We start from the raw sequence: 21,526 nt of genomic DNA on the forward strand, positions 1-21,526 counted from the left end.
GGTGGCCACGCTGCCGTCGAGTGGGTTGCGGCGTTCGAAGGTGGCGCCCTTTTCGGCCGTGACTTTGAGGCCGTTGATGAGCATGGACAGATCGGACATCGGGTTTTCTCCTGGGTGTTTTGGGGTGTTCAGTGGGTGGCGGCAGTGACGGCCACGGCCTTGCGGCGTTGCACGGCATCGGCCGCGCTGGTGGTGCCGCTGGCGGGGTCTTTGTCGGCGCCGAGGTAGGCCTCGCGGATGACGGTGGAGCGCGCGAGCAGCTTCGCCGGGCCGCTGGCGACGAGCGTGCCGCGTTCGAGCACGTAGCCCCGGTCGGCGACGGCGAGGGCCTTCTTCACGTTCTGCTCGACCATGAGCACGGTGGTGCCGGCGTCAGCGATGCGGCGCACGATGGCGAGCAGTTCATCGACCATGCGCGGCGCGAGGCCGAGCGAGGGTTCGTCGAGCATGAGCAGGCGCGGCGCGCACATCATGGCGCGGGCCACGGCCACCATCTGCTGTTCGCCGCCGCTCATGGTGCCGGCGAGTTGCGTGGCGCGTTCCTTGAGTTTGGGGAAGTCGGCGAAGGCCTGTTCGAGCCGTTGCGCGCGCTCGGCCTTGGGCACGAGCCAGCCGCCGAGTTCGAGGTTTTCCGTCACCGTCATCTGCGGGAACAGCTGCCGGCCTTCGGGCACCAGGGCCACGCCAGCCTGCACGATCTCGTGGGTTTTCTCGGCGAGTTCCTGGCCGTCGAGCAGCACGGTTCCGCTGCGCGGGATGAGGCCGTTGAGGGCCTTGAGCAGCGTGGTCTTGCCCGCGCCGTTGGAGCCGAGCACGACGGTGAGGCCGGGCTGGATGTCGAGCTTGACGCCGCGCAGCACGAGGAAGGCGCCGTAGCCGGCGGACAGGCCGTCGACCTTGAGGCGCGCGCGCGCGCCGCCGCCGAGTTCGAAGGGGGTGGGTCGGTACCACATCATGCGGCGGCCTCTTCTTCTGCGGCTGCTTCGTTCATCTCGTCGCCCAGGTAGGCCTCGATCACTTCGGCGTTGCGCACCACTTCGGTGGGCGTGCCATCGGCGATCTTGCGGCCCTGGTGCAGCACGATCACGCGCTCCACGTGGCGCAGCAGGGTGGTGACGGCGTGTTCGATCCAGACCACGGTGAGGTCGAGCTCGTCGCGCAGGCGGCGGATGAGGCGCGCCATGTCCTCCACCTCGTTTTCGGTGAGGCCGGCGGCCACTTCGTCGAGCAGCAGCAGGCGCGGGCGCGTGGCCAGGGCCATGCCGATTTCGAGCAGGCGCTGTTGCGAAGGCGTGATGGCGGCGGCGGGCAGATCGGCCTGCGCGCCCAGGCCGATGAGGCCGAGGATGCTTTCCGGCGTGCGCAGCACCCAGGGCACGGAGGCTTCTTCGCCCCACAGGATGTACTTGCGCGGGCGGCGACCGGCGAACTTGAGGCCGAAGGCGATGTTGTCGCGCACGGCCATGTCGCCGAAGACGCGCGGCGTCTGGAAGGTGCGCGCTAGGCCATTGGCGGCGAAGCGGTGCGGGCCCTGGCCGGCGAGTTCGCGCCCCTGCACCGAGAGCGCGCCGCTGGTGGGTTTGGTCACGCCCGAGATGGCGTTGAAGAAGGTGGTCTTGCCGGCGCCGTTGGGGCCGATGATGCCGACCAGTTCACCAGGCAGGAAGCGCGCGCTGACGGCGTCCACCGCCGTGAGGCCGCCGAAGCGCACGGTGACGTCGCGGGCGTCGAGCAGGGCTTGCCGTTCAGTAGACATGGCTGCGCTCCCGCTGGTCTTTCTCGCGCTGCTTGCGGCGTTTGGTTTCGCCGCTCAGGTCGTCCTTGATGTCTGCCCACCAGGCCTTGGCGCCGTCGCGCCAGCCGCGGAAGGTGTCGGCGCGCAGCGAGGCCAGGCCGCCCGGCAGGTAGAGCACGGCGAGGATGAGCAGCAGGCCGAGCGACATCATGTAGACCTGCGGCACCTGCAGGCGCAGGGTTTCGGCGAGCACGCTGAAGACGATGGCCGCGATGAGCGGGCCCCACAGCGTGGCCGCGCCGCCGATGAGGGCGATGAGCACGGTCTGGAAGCCGATGAAGGGGTTGAAGACGGTGTGGGGGTCGATGTAGGTCCAGCGCACCGACATGGCCGCGCCCACCGCGCCGGCCACCGCCGCCGTGAGCGCGAAGCCGGCGATCTTGACCAGGCGGGTGTTCACGCCCAGGGTCTGCGCGCGCTGTTCGTCGGCTCCGATGCCGAGCATGGCCAGGCCGAAGCGGGTGCGGCGGATGGCGATGGAGAGCGCCACCGTGCCCACCGCGAGCAGCAGCACGGTGAAGTAGATGGTGTCGCGCTCGGGCACGACCATGAGCACGCGGCCCACAGTGCCGGTGACGGATTTTTCGAAGTAGCTGATGGCGTGGCGGATGAGCTCGGTCATGCCAAAGGTGAGCACGGCGAAGTAGGTGCCGCGCAGGTGCAGCACTGCCGCGCCCATGACGATGGCCACGCCGGCCGCGATGAGCGCGCCCAGGCCGATGGCCTGCGCCCAGGACACCTTCTCGAGCAGGATGGCGCTGGCGTAGGCGCCGATGCCGAAGAAGGCCGAGGTGGCGAGCGAGAGGTAGCGCGTGGTGCCGCAGAAGAGCGCCCAGCTGGAGGAGAGCGCGACGTACATCAGGCAGGTGAGCGCCATGGAGACGACGAACTCGCTGGCGAAGCCGGGCAAGGCCACGGCCCAGCCGGCGAAGCCGAAGAGGACCAGCAGGTCGCGGATGAGGAACTGGCGGGAATTCATGCTTTGCGACTCTTTCGAGCGAAGAGTCCTTCGGGCCGGAGAAGCAGCACGCCGATGAAGACGACGTAGCTCAGCAAGGCCTTGAGCGAGGGGTTGGTGAAGTGCATGCCCAGGGCTTCGATGACGCCGAGCAGCAGGCCACCCGCGAGCGCGCCGCCCATGCTGCCGAAGCCGCCGAGGGTGATGACGATGAGCGCGGTGACGGTGTAGGGCTCGCCCATGGAGGGGCTGATGGTGTAGGCCATGGAGAGCAGGCAGCCCGCCACGCCCGAGAGGCCCAGGCCGATGCCGAACATCATGGGGTGCAGGCGCTTGGTGTTGATGCCCATGAGCTGCGCGCCGGTGGGCGATTGCATGAGCGCGCGAACGCCCTTGCCCAGCAGCGTGGTGCGCAGCAGCAGGATGAGCGCGCCCGAGAACAGCAGGGCCAACCCGAACACCACCAGCTTGTTGACGGCGAACTGCGCGCTGCCACCCGGCAGGGGAATGGCCAGCGGCTGCGTGAGGTAGTCGTAGCCGCGCAGGTCACCGCCCCACACGTAGGAGATGAAGTTCTGCACCAGGAACATGAGGCCGAAGGCGACCATGAGGCCACGGGCCTCGAACACGTCGAGGTTGGGCGAGGTGGCGGTGAGGCGGCGGAAGCACAGCCAGTGCACCGCCACGCCGAGCGCGAACAGCAGGCCGAACGAGACCGGGATCATGAGCAGCGGCGAAAGGCCGAAGGAGGTTTGCACCATCCAGGTGAGGAAGGCCCCCACCATGAGGAACTCGCCGTGCGCGATGTTGAGGATGCGCATGAGCCCGTACTGAAGGTTCAGCCCGAGCGCGACGAGTGCGTAGATGCCTCCGGTGATGAGACCGGAGGCGATGAGTTCTAGCCAGGCAGAGAAAGACAAGTGATCACTTCCAGGCCGGTTTGCTGGGGTTCAGCTTGGCGGTGGCGACCTTCTGCGGCCACACCACCTCGAACTCGCCGTTCTGCCACTGGCCCACGGTGCCGGGCGTGCCCACGTTCTCGCTGCCGCTGAACTTGATGTCGCCGATGATGGTTTTGTGGGTGGTGTTGGCCACGTAGTCGCGGATGGCCTTGCGGTCCAGGCCCTGCGCCTTCACGGCGTTGGTGAGGATTTCCAGGCCGGCCCAGCAGGCGCCGCTGGCCCAGCGATCGGGTTCCTTCTTCTGGCTGGCGACGTGGGCGTCGAAGTAGGCCTTGGCGCCCGGGCTGGTCTTGCTGTTCCACGAGCCCATGCCGAGCACGCCTTCGGCGCCGGCGGGGGTCATGACGTTCTTGTAGAGCGGGAAGGCGGTGCCCACCGAGGCGTAGAAGAACTTGGGGTTGAAGCCGATTTCCTTGGCCTGGCGGCTGGCGAGGATGGTGTCGGGCGGGTAGGTGAAGCCGACGAAGGCGTCGGGGTTCTTGTCCTTGATGCTGCGCAGCGTGGGCGAGAGGTCTTTCACGCCGCCGGGGTAGCTGGTTTCCTGCACGAGGTTGATGCCGGTGCCTTGCAGCGCGACCTTGAGGGCGGAGTAGTTTTCGAGCCCGAAGAGGTCGTCCACGTAGACGACGGCCACGGTCTTCACGCCGTTGGCCTTGAACATCTCCACCAGCGCGTCGCACATGGGCTTGGGCTGCTGCAGCAGGAGGAAGAAGTAAGGCAGCTTCATCTCGGCCAGGCGGCGCGAGAGCGCGGTGGGCGCGAGGAAGGGGTAGCCCAGGCGGTTGGCCAGTGGGGCGACGGCGAAGTTGGCGTTGCTGCCCCAGGGTGGGAGGACGAGGTCGACCTTGTCGCTGCCCATGAGTTTTTCGTAGGTGCGCACGACGGTTTCCATGTCGCTGCGGTCGTCGCTGCTGATGAGCTCGATCTTGCGGCGCACGCCTTTCACATCGAGGCCGCCCGCGGCGTTCTGCTGTTCGGCCCACAGCAGGTAGTTGGGTTCCTGGCTGACCTGGGCACCGCCCGTCCACGGGCCGGTGCGCGACATGGAGTAGCCGACGCGCACGGGCGCGGATTGCGCGAGCAGCTGGGGCGCGAAGGACATGGCGCCCACCGTGGCGGCGGCGCTTTGAATGACCAGACGGCGATTGGGATGGGCCATGGTGTGTCTCCTGGAGTTGTGGTGGACCAAGCCGCATCGTAGGGAGAACCGGGGCGCGCCGCTATGCTGGCCGTGCACTGCCTGCTTGTCGGAATGTGCACGCCGATTCGGGTTAACCCTTGACCTCGCGCGCCGCGCCTGGGCGGACCGCGCCCGATAATCCGGCCCATGACCGCCCCCTCCCCGTCATCCACCATGACCACCGATGCCGTCGCCCCGGGCGAGCGGGCGGCGATCTGGCGCGACTGGGTGTGGACGCATTTCGGGGGCCTGGAGTCGGACCTGTATGGCGACGTGGGTTTCGACGGCCACATGCATGCCTCGCACGCGGGCGACGTGGTGTTGACCAAGCTGGAGGCGAACCGGCACCGGGTGCTGCGCAGCCCGCAGTTGGCGCGGGGCAGCGAGCGGGCCTATCTGAAGATCGTGGCGCCGTGGCAGGGCAGTGCGGGGGTGCAGCAGCACAACCGCGAGGCCTGGGTGCGGCCGGGGGGCTGGGCGATTTACGACACGACGGGCAGTTACGAGATCGCGAACCCGGAGCGGGTAGAGCATTTGATCGTGATGTTGCCGAAGGAGCAGCTGGCGGAGCGCGGTTTGCGGCTGGAGCCTTTGATGGCGCGGCATGTGGGCGGCGTGAGCGGGATCGCGCGGGTGGCGCTGGAGACGATGCGCACGACGTACCAGGAGTTGCCTGGGATGAGCGAGAACGCGGCGCGGGGGGCGGGTGAGCTGATCGTGGAGTTGGTGCGTTTGTCGTTGCAGGAGTTGTCGGGGCGCGAGAACGGCACGACGCAGCTGGAGGCGTTTCGTGATCGCATCCGTGAGCACATCGGGCAGCATTTGCGCGATCCGTCTTTGACGTTGGACCACATTGCGCAGGCGCTGAATTGCAGCAAGCGGCATCTGCACAAGGCGTTCAGCGCGGAGGACGATACGCTGGCGCACTACATCCAGCGGCAGCGCATTCAGGCTTGCATGCGGGAGCTGGCGCATCCTTCGCGGGCGCATCGCACGATCACGGAGATCGCGTTTTCCTGGGGCTTCAACAATGGGGCCCACTTCAGCCGCGTGTTTCGCGAGCACACGGGGCAGTCGCCCAGCGATTTCCGGGAGTCGGCTTTGCGGGCTGGGGCTTCTTCGGCCTGAGTTTTTTTGTGGGTTGGGTTTCTGGCTTCTACCTCGCGTCAGGCCAGTGGCGGGATCCGACTGCTCCGGCCTTGCTCGCGGGCGTCTGCCCTGGTCCGCTCATACCCCTTCGTCAACACCGCGCCTGGCTCTCACCCTCTGTGGCAACCGCGAATGGGGGCCTGCGCATTCGGACGCCGCCACTGTCCTGCGAAACAACGTAGGCACACCCAGCTTGGTACGCCACCACTTCTTTGGGGCGGGTGGTTTGGTCATGAGGGCGCTGGCCCCATTCGCGGTTGCCACAAAAGCTTGCGCGCTCACCCGGTGTTGATGAAGTGATGTCTGCGCGCTCGGGCAGTCGCCCGCGAGCGGCCGGCGCCAGCATGACCGGACCACCCGACCTCGCCAACCCCTTGGAGTGAAAAACTACCGTACCGAGCAGGCCAAAGAAACCTTCATGGCCATCTGCTGCAAAGCCTGCCAGGGATCGGCCGGCCAGGTAGGCACCTTGAGGCCCTTGACGATGCCATCCACCGTGTGCGCATCGTCGAGCCAGCGCGAGAGGGTGGCGATGCTGAGCAGAGGAATCGCCCGCTCCATGAGCTTCTCCTTCACCCCCCACACCCGGTTCTCGCGCAAAGCCATCGGCAACGGCCGCCCCGCATCCATCGCGGTGCGGATGCGGTGCAGCGTGCGGATGTCTTCCGACAAAGCCCAATGCACCAACACCGGCGCCTCGCCCTCCGCCTGCAAACCGTCCAGCATGCGCTGCACCCGCTGCACCTGCCCACTCAGCACCGCCTCGGCCAGCTTGAAGGCGTCGTAGCGGGCCACGTTGAGCACCGCCCCCTCCACCTGCTCGAAACTGAGTTCACCCGCAGGATGCAACAGCGCGAGCTTCTGGATCTCCTGGTGCGCGGCCAGCAGGTTGCCCTCCACCCGGTCGGCGAAGAACTGCAGCGTACGCTGCCCCTCTTCGCCCGAGGCCACGCGTTGCCCCTGCTGCTGCAGGCGCTGCGCGATCCACTGCGGCAAGGCCTTGCGGTCCACCGGGTCCAGCTTCACCGTGGCGCCAAAACTCTCCAGCGCGGCGAACCAGGCGCCCTTCTGCGTCGCCATGTCCAGGCGCGGCAACAGCACCAGCGTGAGTGTGCTGTCGTTGCCCTGCGAGGCCTCGGCAATCTGCTGCAACACCTGCGAGCCGTCCTTGCCCGGCTTGCCGGAAGGGATGCGGATCTCGATCAGCTGCTTGTCGGCGAACAGGCTCATCGAGCCGCCACTGGCCAGCACCTCGCCCCAATCGAAATGCGCGCCCGCCACGGTGTGCACCGTGCGCTCGGTGTAGCCCTGCTCGCGCGCCACCGCGCGAATCGCATCGGCCGCCTCCTGCACCAGCAAGGGCTCGTCACCGTGCAGGGTGTAGAGGCTCTTGAGCCCGCGCTGCAGTTGGGCGGTGAGTTGGGGTGCGGCGATCTGCATGGGTCTCGCTGGGCGCCGTTCGTCAGAGGGATTTCACCGCCGCCATGCGGCGCACGACCTGCTGCACGGCATCGCTCACCATGTCCCGGTACAGCAGATCTTCTTCGGACGCCTTGGAGAGCACCACAGTTTCGTTGAAGCTCAGCTCGCGCTCAAGCAACAGTTCCGTGTCCTCGATCAGATCCTTGTCGGTCGCCGTGCGCAAGCGGAAGGTGAAGCGCGTGCGCAGTTGCAATTCGCGCACCTGGCCGGCGGCCGTCTGGCCCACGGCGATGCGCTCGCGCTGGTCGGTGATCACGGTCAACACCACATCGGCGGGTGCCGCACCGCTCACCACCTGCAGGCCGTTGGTGATCAACGCCTTCTGCAACTCGTAGGCCACGGGTGTGCTCGCGGCACTGGCGAAGCGAACGGTCTTGAAGGCGAAGGTGGGCGCCTGGCGCAGCTTGAAGCCGCAGCCGGCAACGCCGCCCGTCAGCACCACAGCGCCCGCCGCCAGTTGCAACAGCGCGCGGCGGCGCGTGGCGGAAGGGGACGAAGGGAGCGCGCGGTGGGTTGGCATGTATCGACTTTCAGATGACCACGTTGACCAGGCGACCGGGCACGACCACCACCTTTTTCGGCGCGGCGCCCGCGGCCTGCTTGATGAAGGCTTCGCTGGCCAACGCCGCCGCCTCGATGGCGGCCTTGTCCGCAGCGGCGGGCACGGTCACGCTGCCGCGCAGCTTGCCGTTGATCTGCAGCATGAGTTCGATCTCGTCGCGCTGCAGCGCGGCGGGGTCGGCTTCGGGCCAGGGCGCATCGAGCAGCTCGCCCGCGTAGCCCAGGTCGCTCCAGAGCGTGTGCGCGATGTGCGGCGTGGCCGGGTAGATCGAGCGCAGCAGGATGCCGAAGCCTTCGGCCAGCGCGGCGTTGTCGCCGGCGGAGCCGTCGGGCTTGAAGTCTTCCAGCGCGTTGAGCATCTTCATCGCGCCCGAGACCACGGTGTTGTATTGCATGCGCTGGTAGTCGTAGTCCACCTGCTTGAGCACGGTGTGGATTTCCAGCCGCAGCGCCTTGGCGGGCTTGGACAATGCCTGGCCCGCCACGCCGGCGGCGAGCGCGCCCAGGCCAGCGGTGGCCGAGAGCTTCACGCCGAAGGCCCACACGCGGCGCAGGAAGCGGTAGCTGCCCTCCACCGCCGCGTCGTTCCACTCCAGCGTGGCTTCGGGCGGCGCGGTGAACATGGTGTACAGGCGCGCGGTGTCGGCGCCGTATTTCTCGATCAGGTCCTGCGGGTCCACGCCGTTGTTCTTGGACTTGGACATGGTGCCCACGCCCTCGTAGTCGATCGGCGTGCCCACGGGCAGCATGCCGTCGCCGCTGGTGGCGGGGTTCTTGAGCTTGGCGCCCACGACCTTGCCGGTGTCGTCGAGCACGTGCTCCACGTCGTGCGGCCAGAAGTAGTCCTTGCCGCCCTTGGCGGTGCGCCGGCTGTAGATGTGGTTGAGCACCATGCCCTGCGTGAGCAGGTGGGTGAAGGGCTCGTCCACCTTGACCAGGCCGAGGTCGCGCATGACCTTGGTCCAGAAGCGCGCGTACAGCAGGTGCAGGATGGCGTGTTCGATGCCGCCGATGTACTGGTCCATCGGCATCCAGTAGTCCGCGCCGCCAGCGACCATCTGCTCGTCGTTGGTGGGGTCGCAGTAGCGCATGAAGTACCAGGACGAGTCCACGAAGGTGTCCATGGTGTCGGTCTCGCGGCGCGCGGGCGCACCGCACACGGGGCAGACCACGCCGGCGTGGAAGCCCTCGTGCTTGTGCAGCGGGTTGCCCGAACCGTCGGGAATGCAGTCCTGCGGCAGCACGACCGGCAGGTCCTGCTCGGGCACGGGCACGGCGCCGTGTTCGGCGCAGTGGATGATGGGAATGGGGGTGCCCCAGTAGCGCTGGCGGCTCACGCCCCAGTCGCGCAGGCGGAAGGTGGTCTTCTTCTCGCCCATGCCCTTGCCGGCCAACAGCTCGGCGACCTTGTCGACGGCGGCCTTGTAGCCCAGGCCGTCGAGCACGCCGGAGTTCACGCACACGCCGCGCTGCTTGTCGCCGTACCAGTCGGCCCAGGTCTCGGTGCTGAAGGTTTCGCCCTCCACCGCCACGACCTGCTGGATCGCGATGCCGTACTTGTTGGCGAACGCGAAGTCGCGCTCGTCGTGCGCGGGCACGCCCATCACGGCGCCGTCGCCGTAGCTCATGAGCACGTAGTTGCCGACCCACACGTCCACCTCCTTGCCGGTGAGCGGGTGGGTGACGGTCAGGCCCGTGGCCATGCCCTTCTTTTCCTGCGTGGCGAGTTCGGCTTCGGTGGTGCCGCCGGTTTTGCACTCTTCGATGAACGTGGCCAGGGCCTTGTTGCCTTCGGCCGCGTGCGTGGCCAGCGGATGCTCGGGCGCCACGGCGCAGAAGGTCACGCCCATGATGGTGTCGGCGCGCGTGGTGAAGACGTACATCCGGCCGCCGCCGATGGGCGCGCCACCGGCGTCCTGGATCGTGTGGGGGAAAGCGAAGCGCACGCCCTCGCTCTTGCCGATCCAGTTTTCCTGCATCAGGCGCACCTTGTCGGGCCAGCCGTTGAGCGTGGCCTTGGGGTTGCCGATCTGCACATGGTCGAGCAGTTCGTCGGCGTAGGCGGTGATGTTGAGGTAGTAGCCGGGGATCTCGCGCTTCTCGACCACGGCGCCGGTGCGCCAGCCCTTGCCGTCGATCACCTGCTCGTTGGCCAGCACGGTCTGGTCCACCGGGTCCCAGTTGACGACCTGGGTCTTGCGGTAGGCGATGCCCTTTTGCAGCATGCGCAGGAACAGCCACTGGTTCCACTTGTAGTAGCTCGGGTCGCAGGTGGCGACTTCGCGCGACCAGTCGATGGCCAGGCCCATGGCCTGCATCTGCTGCTTCATGTACGCGATGTTTTCGTAGGTCCACTTCGCGGGCGGCACGCCGTTCTTGAGCGCGGCGTTCTCGGCCGGCAGGCCGAAGGCGTCCCAGCCCATGGGCATGAGGACGTTGTGGCCCTTCATGCGCAGGTGGCGCGCGAGCATGTCGTTGATGGTGTAGTTGCGCACATGCCCCATGTGCAGCTTGCCACTGGGGTAAGGCAGCATCGAGCAGGCGTAGAACTTCGACTTGCCCGCATCCTCGCTCACGCGGTAGGCGTCGATGGCGTTCCAGTGGGCGTGCGCGGCGCGCTCGACTTCCTTGTGGGCGTATTTGTCTTGCATGAACCAGGGGCCGGACCAGCCGGGGACGGGGTGAAAGGAGAGAGGGCGCGCGGTGGCGCGGGGAGATGCGGGATTTTAGGCCTTGGCCCGATCCGCACGCCCGTGCCCCGGCATTCAGCGCGCGGCGGGGGGCGCGCTGTCGGCCACGAAGCCGATGCGAGAGAGGCCGGCGCTCTGCGCCAGGCCGATCAGCTGCACCACGCGGCCATAGGGCGCGGCGGCGTCGGCGCGCAGCTGCAGCTCGGTGGCGGGGTTGCGCCGGGCAGTCTCCTGCAGGCGCTGGCGCAAGGCGTCCTCGGCCAGGGGTTCGTCGTTCCAGTGCAGCTGACCCTGGGCGTCCAGGGCCAGGGAAACAAAGGCATCGGCCGCCGCCGGGGCGGTGGCGGGCACCTCGGCCTTGGGGAGTTCCAGGGCCAGCCGGCTGGCCATGAAGGGGGCGGCAATGATGAAGATCACCAACAGCACCAGCATCACGTCCACCAGGGGCGTGACGTTGATATCACTCATGGGCCGGTCGCCCGTGGGGCGCTCCAGCCTGCCGAAGCTCATGCCCCCACGCTCCGCCGCTGACGCGGGTCGCTGCCCCCCGAGGGGGCTGACCTGCCTTGGGGCAGCCCGGCGGCAGGTCTCACGATGGACTCCCTGAATGCGCCAGCAGCTCGCGCAGGTCGCGCGCGAAGCCTTCCAGGTCGGCCTCGATGCGGGCGATCTGGCGGCCCAGCACGTTGTAGGCAAGCACGGCGGGAATCGCCACCGCCAGGCCGGCGGCGGTCATCACCAGCGCCTCGCCCACCGGGCCGGACACCTGCTCGATGCGGAAGGGCCCGTCCAGCCCGATGCCGGTGAGCGCGTGGTAGATGCCCCAGACGGTGCCCAGCAGGCCCACGAAGGGCGCGGTGGAGCCCACGGTGGCCAGCAGCACCTGGCCGAACTGCAGGCGGTGCAGCACGCGGTGCAGGGCATCGCGCAGCACACGGGTGAGCTGCTGCGAGCGGTCGCCGGCAGCGGCCAGGGTGTGGGGTGCTGCGCTGTCCAGGCCGCGCGCGGCCTGCAGCAGGGGCAGCACGATCCGCTGCGGGTCGAACCGGCCCAGGCGCGCCTGGGCGTCGTCCAGGTCGCTGGCCTGCCAGAAGGCGGCGGTGCTCAGGCTCAGGTCGGCTGCGGCGCGGCGCAGCAGCCAGGCCTTCCAGAGAATGACCACCCAGCTCGCGACCGACATGGCCAGCAGCAGCAGGGCCACGGCACGGCCGAGCGCGTCGGCCTGGCTCAGGGTTTGCAAAAACCCGACCGGGGCGCTGGCGTCCATGGCGCTGGGGTTCTTCTGCTGGGACCCGGGCTCAGCGCAGGCTGAGCACGTCGAACATGTCGTACAGCCCGGCCGGTTTGCCCGCCAGGAAGCGCACGGCGCGCAGGCTGCCCTGCGCGTAGGTGGTGCGGCTGCTGGACTTGTGCGTGATCTCGATGCGCTCGCCGGTGCCGGCGAACAGCACGGTGTGGTCGCCCACGATGTCGCCGCCGCGGATGGCCGCGAAACCAATGGTCGACGGGTCGCGCTCGCCGGTGACGCCTTCGCGCGCGTAGACCGCGCATTCCTTGAGGTCGCGGCCCAGCGCGTCGGCGATCACCTCGCCCATCTTGAGCGCGGTGCCGCTGGGCGCGTCCACCTTATGGCGGTGGTGCGCCTCGATGATCTCGATGTCGTAGCCCGTGGCCATGGCCTTGGCCGCCATCTCCAGCAGCTTGAGCGTGACGTTGACGCCCACGCTCATGTTGGGCGCCATGACGATGGGGATCTGCTTCGCGATCTGCGCGATCTCGGCCTTCTGCGCGTCGGTGAATCCGGTGGTGCCGATGACCACGGCCACGCCCAGCTTCGCGCATTCGCGCAAATGCGCCATCGTGCCCTCGGGGCGGGTGAAGTCGATCAGGAACTGGCTGCCCGAGAGGCCGGCGGTCAGGTCGGCGGTGATGGCCACACCACTGGCCTGCCCCGCAAAGCCGGCCGCGTCCTGGCCGATGGCCGGGTTGCCGGCGATGTCGAGCGCGCCGGTCAGGGTGCAGTCGCCGCTGTCGCGCACGGCTTCGACCAGCATCTGGCCCATGCGGCCGCTGGCGCCGGCCACACACACGCGCAGGGCGGCGTTCACGGCGGCGCTCAACGTGCCGCTCCCGAGCTCTCCAGCGGTGGGTAGACGGTGTCGGGCGATGGCGCCGGCGGCGTCGGCTCGGGCGCCAGGGGGGTGTTCTTGTCCTGGAAGGATTTCAGCTGGGCCTCGGTGGCCTGCAGCGGCGGCACCTTGCCGAACTTGCGCCGCGCGTCGAGCGAAGCCACGAACTCCACCTCGCTGGGCAGCTCGTCGCCTTCAAAACGTTCGAGCGTCTCGCCCTTGAAAAACGCCGTCAGCTTGCGCTGCTGGGGCTCCTGGCCCTGGCGGCGGAAGGTGAACACGTAGTCCCAGCGGTCGGCATGGAACACGCTGGACAGCAGGGGCGAGCCCAGGATGTCGCGCACCTCGGCCCGCGACATGCCGGGCTTGAGCGCCTGCGCCTGCTCACGCGTGACCACGTTGCCCTGCACGATGTCGATCTTGTAGGGGGTGATGATGGTCGGGACGTAGCTGCAGGCCGAGAGCGAGGCCACGGCCATCAGCGCGCACAGGGCGTGCGCCAGACGCGGGAACGACTTCGTGGAACGGACGCGGCGGGGTGAGAGGAAATGCATGTGGGCTGACCCTGGAGGCGTAACGCCGTGTGCCGCACAGGGAAAAATGCGGCAGCCGGCGGACGCTGGCGATATGATCCGGTCATTGTAGCCCCGGGGTCCTGCACCGGAGGGCACCCACCCCAGGGGTCGGCGATGCCCGGTGGCGCTCATTTGCGCCTGTTTCAACCCCTTGCACCTGCCTGCCATGACCAACATCGAAGAACTCAAGAGCACGGGGCTCAAGGCCACCCTGCCCCGGCTGAAGATTCTGGAGGTGTTCCAGAACGCCAAGCAACGGCACATGACGGCCGAAGACGTGTTTCGCGTGCTGCTCGAAGAACGCTCGGACATCGGCCTGGCCACGGTCTACCGCGTGCTGATGCAGTTCGAGCAGGCGGGCCTGCTCACGCGCAGCAACTTCGAGTCGGGCAAATCGGTGTTCGAACTCAACGAAGGCCAGCACCACGATCACCTGGTCTGCCTGGACTGTGGCCGGGTCGAGGAGTTTTTCGACGCCGAGATCGAGAAGCGCCAGCAGATGGTGGCCAAGGCCCGTGGCTTCGTGCTGCAAGAGCACGCGCTGTCGCTCTACGCCAATTGCAGCAAGACCGACTGCCCGCACCGGGGCAACGTGCACCGCGTCACCTGACGAACGCACCCGGGTTTTCTTCTCAAGAAGCGCCGCGGAACTGGCTTTGCCAGGCCGCAGGCACTGCCCCCTGGAGGGGGTGACGCCGCAGGCGGCGCGGGGGTGTTCCTTCTACTCACTGCGCGACATGGCCGCGCGGTGGCGTGAGACGAATTCCTGGTAGGTGTCGATGCCGCGCAGCTGCAGGATGGTGTTGCGCACGGCCGCTTCCACCAGCACGGCGATGTTGCGGCCGGCCACCACCTGAATCACCGCCTTGCGCACGGGCACGCCCAGCACGTCCTGGTACAGCGGCTCGTGGGGCATGCGCTCGTAGTCCCGCTCCATGGTTTCTCGGCGCACCAGGTGCACGATCAGCGAGAGCCGCATCTTGCGGCGCACCGCGGTCTCGCCAAAGATGGCCTTGATGTCGAGCAGGCCGATGCCGCGCACCTCGAGCAGGTTCTGCAACAGCTCGGGGCAACGGCCCTCGATGCTGGTCTGGTTGATGCGGTAGAGGTCCACCGCGTCATCGGCCACCAGGCCGTGGCCGCGCGAGATCAGTTCCAGGCCCAGTTCGCTCTTGCCCAGCCCGGATTCGCCGGTGATCAGCACGCCCATGCCCAAGATGTCCATGAACACACCGTGCATGGAGGAACGGTCGGCGAAATGGCGCGAAAGATAGGCGCGCAGCACGTCGATGACAAAAGCCGCCGACTCCTGCGTGGAGAACATCGGTATCTGGGCCCGCTCGCACATCGCGGTGAGGGCGTCGGGCGCGGTCTGCCCGTCGGCCACCACCAGCACCGGCGGCTCCAGCGTGACGATGCGCGCCACGCGGCGTCGGTTGTCGTCCTCACTGGGGCTGGTAAGGTAGGCGACTTCGCGCTCGCCGAAAACCTGCACACGATAGGGGTGGATGTAGTTGAGGTACCCGACCAGATCGGCGCCGGAACGCGCGGCGCGGATGGCAACCTCGTCAAAACGGCGCTCGGAGGCCCCGAGGCCGGCGATCCACTGCCATTTCAGGGCGTCGCGATGGTCCTCGAACAGGACATCGGCGCTGACGACGGTGGGTTTCAAGGCGAGCGGCCAGCCGCAGGGCCGCCCCAAGGCTGGTCAGCCCCCCTGAGGGGCAGCGACCCGTGAAACGGTGAAGCGTGGCGGCTCAAAATTCAGGCGGCGGCGTGGGCCGACTGCCAGGACGTGATCAGCTTGTGCAGCTCGGCAGCGTCGGTGGAGGTCTTCATCTGCTCGCGCAGGGCGCTGTCGCTGAGCATCTCGGCGATCTCGGACAGGATTTCGAGGTGCTTCTGCGTGGCCACTTCGGGCACCAGAAGGAAGATCATGAACTGCACCGGCTGCTCGTCGGGCGCGTCGAAGCCGATCGGGCTGGCGAGCTGGAAGACCGCGGCCAGCGGCTGCTTGAGACCCTTGATGCGCCCGTGGGGGATGGCCACGCCATGGCCGAGCCCGGTGGAACCAAGACGCTCACGCGCGAAGAGGCTGTCGGTGATCAGGGCGCGGTTGAGTCCGTGCTCGGTTTCAAACAGCAGGCCTGCCTCTTCAAATGCGCGTTTCTTGCTGGTGGCGTCAACGCCAACGAGCACTTGCACGGCGGGCAATATGGCGGAAAGTCGGTTCATGTGGGCCCTTTCGGACCGCAAATTATGCCGAGTTGGTGTCCCTTGGCTAGACTGCGGGCACAAAAAAGCCGCTTGACATATCAAGCGGCTTGCTGCAATGCAACATTCGTCACGCTCCCAGCGCCGGGAGCCGTGAGCGGGGTCACATCAACCGTTTGACCGTACCGTGGTGATGGTCTTGCGTCTTGTCCTTGTAGCGCAGCACCTGGCGGTCCAGTTTGTCGGCCAGTTCGTCCACCGCCGCATACAGATCGGCATGGACGCTTTCCGCAAACAGGTCGCGCCCTTTGACGTGGACATTGCACTCGGCCTTTTGTCGCAGGTCCTTCTCCTTGAGGTTGTCCACCGTCAACAGCACCTTGATGTCGACCACTTGATCGAAGTGTCGGGAGATGCGTTCCAGTTTGGTGGTGACGTAACCGCGCAAGGCGGGTGTGACCTCGAGGTGGTGACCGCTGATCGTCAGGTTCATAGATGAGCCTCCATTTGCTCCGGGTTGACACAAGCCGCCTGGGGCAAGACCTCCCGACGGCCACGGGGATGTCTTGAGACCACTATGCCCATGAATGCCCGCCGGCGCAAGCCGCAGGGGGCAACAAAGCGTGATAAACCGATGAAACGCCGCAGTGCCAGAAGCGTAAACTGGCAGCCACACGGGAGTTGGCACGCGACCGAGGGGTGGCCTCAGGTACGAATTTCTTCATGCCCGACACCGTCGACACGTTGAAGCTGGAACAGCGCCTGTTGCATGAGCAGGTGAGCATCCTCTTGCGCCACCTGCCGGGCATGGCGGTGGGCACCGTGCTGCTGGCCAGTGGCGCCGCCTGGCTGCTGATCCTGCAGCATCAGCCCTCGGATCTGGTGCTGGGCTGGTGGGCAGGGATGGCGCTGTATTCGGCCTTGCGCCTGGTGCTGTACGGTGGCCGGCACCGATACCCCGTCACCGACGCCAACGCCCGCCGGTGGGCGCTCGTGCTGGTCGCGGCCTCGGGTGGCGCCGGCCTGATGTGGGGCTCGATCACGCTGCTGTTCTTCACCCCCGATGACCTGTACACGCAGGCCATCATCGCGATCGTGCTGTGCGGCATCCTCTCCAGCGCCACCCAGTCGATCGGATCGTACTGGCCCGCGCACCTGGCGTTTGCCATTCCCTGTTCGCTGCCGTTTTCGATCCACTGCCTGATCGAGGGCGGTTCGGCCTTGACCATCCTGGGGCTGCTGTCGCTGCTGTTTCTGGTGTTCACCGCCTCGTTCGCGCGCAGCATTCCCCTGTCGCTGCGGCAATCGATCCAGCTGCGCATGGAGAACGAGGCACTGATGGACCACCTCACCCGGGCCAAGGAGCATGCCGAAGCGTCCGAGCGCCGAAAGACGCGGTTTCTCGCCGCGGCCAGCCACGATCTGCGGCAACCCATCCACGCCATGGGCCTGTTTGTCCCCGCGCTTCAGCGCCTGGTGCGGCACGCTCGGCCGTCCCCTCAGGCGCTGGCCGATATCGCCGATCGCATGCATTCGGTGCTGGAGAGCATGGGCCAGTTGCTGCAGGTGCTGATGGAAATCTCCCGGCTGGACTCTGGCGCCGTCATGGTTCGAAGGGCCCCCTGTGCGATCAACCCCGTCCTGTTGCAGGTCGGCGAGGTCTTGCGCGGCCAGGCGAAGGCAAAGGGCCTTCGGCTTCGACTGATGGACACCCCTCTGTGGGTGCAGGCCGATCCCGCGGTCTTGCACACGGTTCTGCTCAACCTGGTGGCCAACGCGGTGCGCTACAGCGAGCGCGGCGGGGTGCTGGTGGGTGCCCGGCGGCGGGGCGACGAGGTGGAGATTCAGGTCTGGGACACCGGCATCGGCATTCCGGAAAGCGACATGCCCCGGGTGTTCGACGAGTTCTACCAGGCCAGCAATGCGCGCCGGGCATCGGCGCAGTCGCGTGGTTTCGGCCTGGGCCTGTCGATCGTCCATCGCTCGGCGGAGTTGCTGGACGCGCGCCTCAACGTGCGCTCGCGCGTGGGCCGGGGCTCGGTGTTCTCGGTGTTCCTGCCACGCTGCGATCCCGTGATCGAGGCGCCCGCCCCCACCAGGACATCTGCACCGGCTGCGCCCACTCAGGTGGTGCTGGTGCTGGACAACGACGAGCAGGTGGTTCGCGCGCTCACGCATTTGCTGAGCGGCCTGGGCCATCGGGTGCTGGGCGCACAGACGATGCGCGACGCCCTCGTCCTGGCATGGAACAACAGCGCCTCGATTTCGCTGATCGTGGTCGACTACCACCTGAGCGAGACCTTCGATGGCCTTCAGGCCATCTCCCGACTTCGGGGCATTCTCGAACGCGAGGTGCCGGCCCTGGTGATCACCGGCGACGCGAGCGTGCACTTGACAGACGAGGACCTGCGGCAGGACATCACCCTGCTGAACAAGCCCGTCGATCCCCGCGCGCTGCAGCGCTGGATGGCCGAGGCCGCCCCATCGGCGGCGGCGATTGTTTAGGATGTGACAGTTCACACCTTTCGACACCCCTTTGTCCCTCGACACCCTCATCACCCACAACACGCTGCTGCATGCGTCACCCGAATACGGTGACGGCGCCTGCGCGCTGGTGCTCATGGGGGGCGGCGCGCGCACCGCGTACCAGGTGGGCGTGCTCAAGGCCGTGGGCGCCCTGCTGGCCACGCGAGCGACCGCGGGCCCGGCGGTGCCGGTCTTTCCGTTCCAGTGGCTGTTCGGCACCTCGGCCGGTGCGCTCAACGCGAGTTACCTGGGCAGCATTGCCACCCAGGGCCTGCCCGCGCTGTCGCAACTGGCCACGTTCTGGAGCGGCCTGCGCTCGGAACGCGTCTACCGGCTCGAAGCGCCCGGCTGGGTGAGGGCGAACCGCGTGGTGGCCGGGCTCACGCTGGCGCGACAGGTGCGCCGGCACCGAGCACTGCTCGACACGCTGCCGCTGGTGGACACCCTGCACCGCGCGATCGACCTGCAGGGCCTGGAACGCGCGCTGGAGCAACGGCTGATCCATGTGCTGGGCGTCACGGCATCGAGCTACACGACCGGCGAGCACTGGACCTTCTGCCAGACCCGGCTCGGCCACCCGGTGCAGCCCTGGCACCGGCCGGGGCGTCGTTCGGAGTTCCAGCCCATCACCATCGAGCACCTGATGGCCTCGAGCGCCATCCCCTTCCTGTTCCCGGCCGTGCCGCTGTGGGTGGACGGGCACAAGGAGCATTTCGGCGACGGTTCGATGCGGCAGCTCTCGCCGCTCTCACCGGCGATCCAGTTCGGCGCGCGCCGCATCCTGGTGATCGGCGTCGGCCAACCCCAGCGCGCCGGCCTGGCCGCGCGCAACGGCAGCGAGCCCACGGCAGGCACCATCGCCGGCCACGCCATGGCCAGCGTGTTCCACGACACCCTGCAGGCCGACGTGGAGCAGACCCAGCGCGTGAGCCAGACCCTGGCGCGGCTGCCGCCGAGCCTGGCGGCCGCGCTGCCCTACCGGCCGGTGGAGGTGCTGGCGATCCAGCCCAGCTTCTCGCTGGACGAGCTCGCGAGCAAGCACATCCGCGAACTGCCCGCGCCCACCCGCAACACGCTGGCGGGCCTGGGCGCACTGGACACGCGGCGCGGCGCGGCCGGCAGCGCGGCCGCGCTGGCGAGCTACCTGCTCTTCGAACCGGGCTTCGTCAACGCCCTGATCGAGTTGGGCGAACACGACGCCTGGCGGCGAAAGGACGAACTGATGCGCTTTTTTGGCACATCCGAAGACCTCGGGGCTGGCACCGCGGTGCCATAATTCGGCCTGTTTCACACATGGAGACCCGCATGGAAAGCACGCCCCCCAGTTGCGTGCTTTCAGCCACCCCCGCGACCGTCTGAGCGCCGCCCCCGAGCGGCTTTGGGTCAGGCGGCCGGACGGCTGAAAGCAGCACCCGAACCGCCCCCGAGGCCCGCGGAGCCGGCCTCGACCCTTTGCCAGACAGCACGAAACCGCCGGGAGCGCCGTCATGCTCAACGTATTCACCCTGGCCAATGGCCGCCTGTTCCAGGAAGAAATCGAGTCGCTCGAAGAGCTGGCCCGCTTCAAACCCATCTGGGTCGACCTGGAAGACCCCACCCCCGAAGAACGCCGCTGGGTCAAGCAGCACTTCGGCCTGTCGATTCCCGAAGACGCGATGGACGAGGACATCGAGGAATCGGCGCGTTTCTTCGAGGAAGACAACGGCGAGCTGCATGTGCGCTCGGACTTCCTGATCGACGACGACGAAGACCCGCGCGCGGTGCGCGTGGCCTTCATCCTGAACGAGCACAACGACACGCTCAAAAGCCGGGGCGTGCTGTTCTCCATCCACGACGAGGACGTGCCGGTGTTCCGCCTGCTGCGCATGCGCGCGCGCCGCATGCCGGGCCTGATCGAGGACGCCAAGGACGTGCTGCTGATGCTGTTCGACGCCGACGCCGAGTACTGCGCCGACACGCTCGAGGACATCTACGACGAGATCGAGACCGTGAGCAAGAAGGTGCTCGACAGCAACGCCTCGGACAACCTGCTGAGCGAGGCGCTCTCGGCCATCGCGCGGCATGAGGACATGTCGGGCCGCATCCGCCGCAACGTGATGGACACGCGCCGCGCGGTGAGTTTCATGATGCGCAGCCGCATGCTCAGCGTCGAACAGTTCGAGGACGCGCGCCAGATCCTGCGCGACCTGGACTCGCTCGACAGCCACACGGCCTTCCTGTTCGACAAGATCAACTTCCTGATGGACGCGACGGTCGGTTTCATCAACATCAACCAGAACAAGATCATCAAGATCTTCTCGGTGGCCAGCGTCTCGCTGCTGCCCCCGACGCTGGTGGCCAGCAGCTACGGCATGAACTTCGACTTCATGCCCGAGCTGAAGTGGCACTACGGCTACCCGCTGGCGCTGGCGCTGATGGTGCTGTCGGCGGTCTTGCCGATGCTCTACTTCCGCAAACGAGGCTGGTTGAGGTAGACCTGCTCAGCGCTGCGTCAGCAGCGCGTCGATGACCGCGCCGCTGTAGCGGCTCGCCACCTCGCGCAGGAAACGCGGGAAATCCACATGGGCCGCATCGTCGGCCCGGTCCGAGATGGTGCGCACCACGGCCAGCGGCACGCCGTAGTCGTGGCAGACCTGGGCGAACGCGGCGCCTTCCATTTCCACCGCGAGCGCATCGGGCAACGCCCCACGCAGGGCCAGGCTCTCGGCGGTGGCCGAGACGAACCGGTCGCCGCTGATCAGCAGGCCCTGGTGGCAGCGGGGCGTCTCCAGACCAAAGGCCTGCATCACCTCGGCACCGAGGCGTGCGGGCAATTCGTGCAGCACCCGCTCGCTCGCCTGCACGAGCTGCGTGGTCAGCGTGGGGTCGGCATCGAAGCGGGAGCGGCCATAACCCGGCACCTCGTGGCGCGGAAAGAGCGGCGAAGCGTCCATGTCGTGCTGCAGGAAGTGCCGGGCCACCACCACATCGCCCACGTTCACGCCCGGCGCCAGCCCGCCGGCCACGCCGGTGAACACGATGCGCTGCACGCCGAAGCGCTCGATGAGCACAGCGGCGGTGGTGGCCGCCGCCACCTTGCCGATGCCCGAAAGCACCGCCACCACGTCGTGCCCGTGCAGATGGCCACGCCAGAACGCGCGCCCGCCCACCACTTGCTGCTGTTCGTCGGGCATGAGCGCGAGCACGGCGGCCAGCTCTTCGTGCAGGGCGCTGACGATGGCGATGGTGGTCACGGAACGGTCCCTCCTGGACGGGCAAAAGAAAAGGCGGCCGAAGCCGCCTTGCATTGTGGCGCAGCGCGCCGG

21 protein-coding genes are annotated in these 21,526 nt (G+C 67.6%); 5 read left to right on the top strand and 16 right to left on the bottom strand.

Annotated elements, in window-relative coordinates:
• Positions 1-128: 128 nt before the first annotated feature.
• From AC3WPZ_RS19620 to AC3WPZ_RS19640, 5 genes are read right to left on the bottom strand one after another with little or no spacing between them, the layout of a single operon-like run.
• Positions 129-956 (bottom strand): ABC transporter ATP-binding protein, encoded by an 828-nt coding sequence (locus tag AC3WPZ_RS19620; RefSeq protein WP_492441090.1) that lies wholly within the window; start codon positions 954-956, stop codon positions 129-131.
• Positions 953-1,756, bottom strand: coding sequence for an ABC transporter ATP-binding protein (locus AC3WPZ_RS19625; RefSeq protein WP_492441092.1), 804 nt, complete (start codon positions 1,754-1,756; stop codon positions 953-955). Before AC3WPZ_RS19625 ends, AC3WPZ_RS19620 begins: the two co-directional genes overlap by 4 nt.
• Positions 1,746-2,774 (bottom strand): branched-chain amino acid ABC transporter permease, encoded by a 1,029-nt coding sequence (locus AC3WPZ_RS19630; protein WP_444687674.1) that lies wholly within the window; start codon positions 2,772-2,774, stop codon positions 1,746-1,748. The genes AC3WPZ_RS19625 and AC3WPZ_RS19630 overlap by 11 nt, the downstream gene beginning before the upstream one ends.
• Complete coding sequence (locus AC3WPZ_RS19635; RefSeq protein WP_382153198.1) at positions 2,771-3,673, bottom strand: branched-chain amino acid ABC transporter permease; 903 nt, start codon at positions 3,671-3,673, stop codon at positions 2,771-2,773. Before AC3WPZ_RS19635 ends, AC3WPZ_RS19630 begins: the two co-directional genes overlap by 4 nt.
• Positions 3,674-3,677: 4 nt before the next feature.
• Entirely contained in the window at positions 3,678-4,874 is a 1,197-nt protein-coding gene (locus AC3WPZ_RS19640; RefSeq protein WP_382153195.1) for an amino acid ABC transporter substrate-binding protein, read from the bottom strand.
• 168 nt (positions 4,875-5,042) lie between these two features.
• On the opposite strand from AC3WPZ_RS19640, the gene AC3WPZ_RS19645 reads away from it, so the two are divergent.
• On the top strand, positions 5,043-6,023 hold the full coding sequence (locus AC3WPZ_RS19645; protein ID WP_492441095.1) for an AraC-like ligand-binding domain-containing protein: 981 nt from the start codon (positions 5,043-5,045) through the stop codon (positions 6,021-6,023).
• Between the two features lie 408 nt (positions 6,024-6,431).
• Here AC3WPZ_RS19645 and holA read toward each other — a convergent pair whose 3' ends face one another.
• From holA to AC3WPZ_RS19680, 7 genes are all read right to left on the bottom strand, one after another.
• Complete coding sequence (gene holA / locus AC3WPZ_RS19650) at positions 6,432-7,484, bottom strand: DNA polymerase III subunit delta (RefSeq protein ID WP_492441097.1); 1,053 nt, start codon at positions 7,482-7,484, stop codon at positions 6,432-6,434.
• 22 nt (positions 7,485-7,506) lie between these two features.
• Positions 7,507-8,046, bottom strand: a complete 540-nt coding sequence (locus tag AC3WPZ_RS19655) for an LPS-assembly lipoprotein LptE (protein WP_492441099.1) — start codon at positions 8,044-8,046, stop codon at positions 7,507-7,509.
• Between the two features lie 10 nt (positions 8,047-8,056).
• The gene (leuS, locus tag AC3WPZ_RS19660) at positions 8,057-10,738 is read right to left on the bottom strand and encodes a leucine--tRNA ligase (protein WP_492441101.1); all 2,682 of its coding nucleotides are present in this window, start codon (positions 10,736-10,738) and stop codon (positions 8,057-8,059) included.
• Between the two features lie 114 nt (positions 10,739-10,852).
• Complete coding sequence (locus tag AC3WPZ_RS19665; protein ID WP_382153181.1) at positions 10,853-11,287, bottom strand: ExbD/TolR family protein; 435 nt, start codon at positions 11,285-11,287, stop codon at positions 10,853-10,855.
• Between the two features lie 79 nt (positions 11,288-11,366).
• Entirely contained in the window at positions 11,367-12,044 is a 678-nt protein-coding gene (locus AC3WPZ_RS19670) for a MotA/TolQ/ExbB proton channel family protein (RefSeq protein ID WP_492441104.1), read from the bottom strand.
• Between the two features lie 31 nt (positions 12,045-12,075).
• The gene (gene dapB, locus AC3WPZ_RS19675; RefSeq protein WP_492441106.1) at positions 12,076-12,885 is read right to left on the bottom strand and encodes a 4-hydroxy-tetrahydrodipicolinate reductase; all 810 of its coding nucleotides are present in this window, start codon (positions 12,883-12,885) and stop codon (positions 12,076-12,078) included.
• Between the two features lie 8 nt (positions 12,886-12,893).
• Complete coding sequence (locus AC3WPZ_RS19680) at positions 12,894-13,460, bottom strand: outer membrane protein assembly factor BamE (protein ID WP_492441108.1); 567 nt, start codon at positions 13,458-13,460, stop codon at positions 12,894-12,896.
• Positions 13,461-13,647: 187 nt separating this feature from the next.
• On the opposite strand from AC3WPZ_RS19680, the gene fur reads away from it, so the two are divergent.
• The gene (fur, locus tag AC3WPZ_RS19685) at positions 13,648-14,091 is read left to right on the top strand and encodes a ferric iron uptake transcriptional regulator (RefSeq protein WP_291113688.1); all 444 of its coding nucleotides are present in this window, start codon (positions 13,648-13,650) and stop codon (positions 14,089-14,091) included.
• 111 nt (positions 14,092-14,202) lie between these two features.
• Here the strand turns inward: fur and hprK are convergent, their stop codons facing one another.
• The 3 genes from hprK to hpf form a co-directional block, all read right to left on the bottom strand.
• Positions 14,203-15,153, bottom strand: a complete 951-nt coding sequence (hprK, locus tag AC3WPZ_RS19690) for an HPr(Ser) kinase/phosphatase (protein WP_291113686.1) — start codon at positions 15,151-15,153, stop codon at positions 14,203-14,205.
• Between the two features lie 92 nt (positions 15,154-15,245).
• A complete protein-coding gene (locus tag AC3WPZ_RS19695; RefSeq protein ID WP_382153173.1) occupies positions 15,246-15,716 on the bottom strand; it encodes a PTS sugar transporter subunit IIA in 471 nt (156 codons plus the stop codon).
• A gap of 142 nt (positions 15,717-15,858) precedes the next feature.
• A complete protein-coding gene (gene hpf / locus AC3WPZ_RS19700; RefSeq protein WP_291113681.1) occupies positions 15,859-16,188 on the bottom strand; it encodes a ribosome hibernation-promoting factor, HPF/YfiA family in 330 nt (109 codons plus the stop codon).
• 230 nt (positions 16,189-16,418) lie between these two features.
• Between hpf and AC3WPZ_RS19705 the strand changes: the two genes are divergently transcribed.
• From AC3WPZ_RS19705 to corA, 3 genes are all read left to right on the top strand, one after another.
• Positions 16,419-18,200 (top strand): hybrid sensor histidine kinase/response regulator, encoded by a 1,782-nt coding sequence (locus AC3WPZ_RS19705; protein WP_492441110.1) that lies wholly within the window; start codon positions 16,419-16,421, stop codon positions 18,198-18,200.
• A 31-nt stretch (positions 18,201-18,231) separates the two neighbouring features.
• The gene (locus AC3WPZ_RS19710; protein WP_492441112.1) at positions 18,232-19,497 is read left to right on the top strand and encodes a patatin-like phospholipase family protein; all 1,266 of its coding nucleotides are present in this window, start codon (positions 18,232-18,234) and stop codon (positions 19,495-19,497) included.
• A gap of 211 nt (positions 19,498-19,708) precedes the next feature.
• Entirely contained in the window at positions 19,709-20,695 is a 987-nt protein-coding gene (corA, locus tag AC3WPZ_RS19715) for a magnesium/cobalt transporter CorA (protein WP_382153164.1), read from the top strand.
• Between the two features lie 6 nt (positions 20,696-20,701).
• Here corA and AC3WPZ_RS19720 read toward each other — a convergent pair whose 3' ends face one another.
• Positions 20,702-21,394 carry a 5'-methylthioadenosine/adenosylhomocysteine nucleosidase gene (locus tag AC3WPZ_RS19720; protein WP_444688131.1) on the bottom strand — a complete coding sequence of 231 codons (693 nt, stop codon included), beginning with the start codon at positions 21,392-21,394 and terminating at the stop codon, positions 20,702-20,704.
• Between the last annotated feature and the right edge of the window lie 132 nt (positions 21,395-21,526).

Source organism: Hydrogenophaga sp. FW305-3-2-15-A-LB1 (assembly GCF_058787875.1).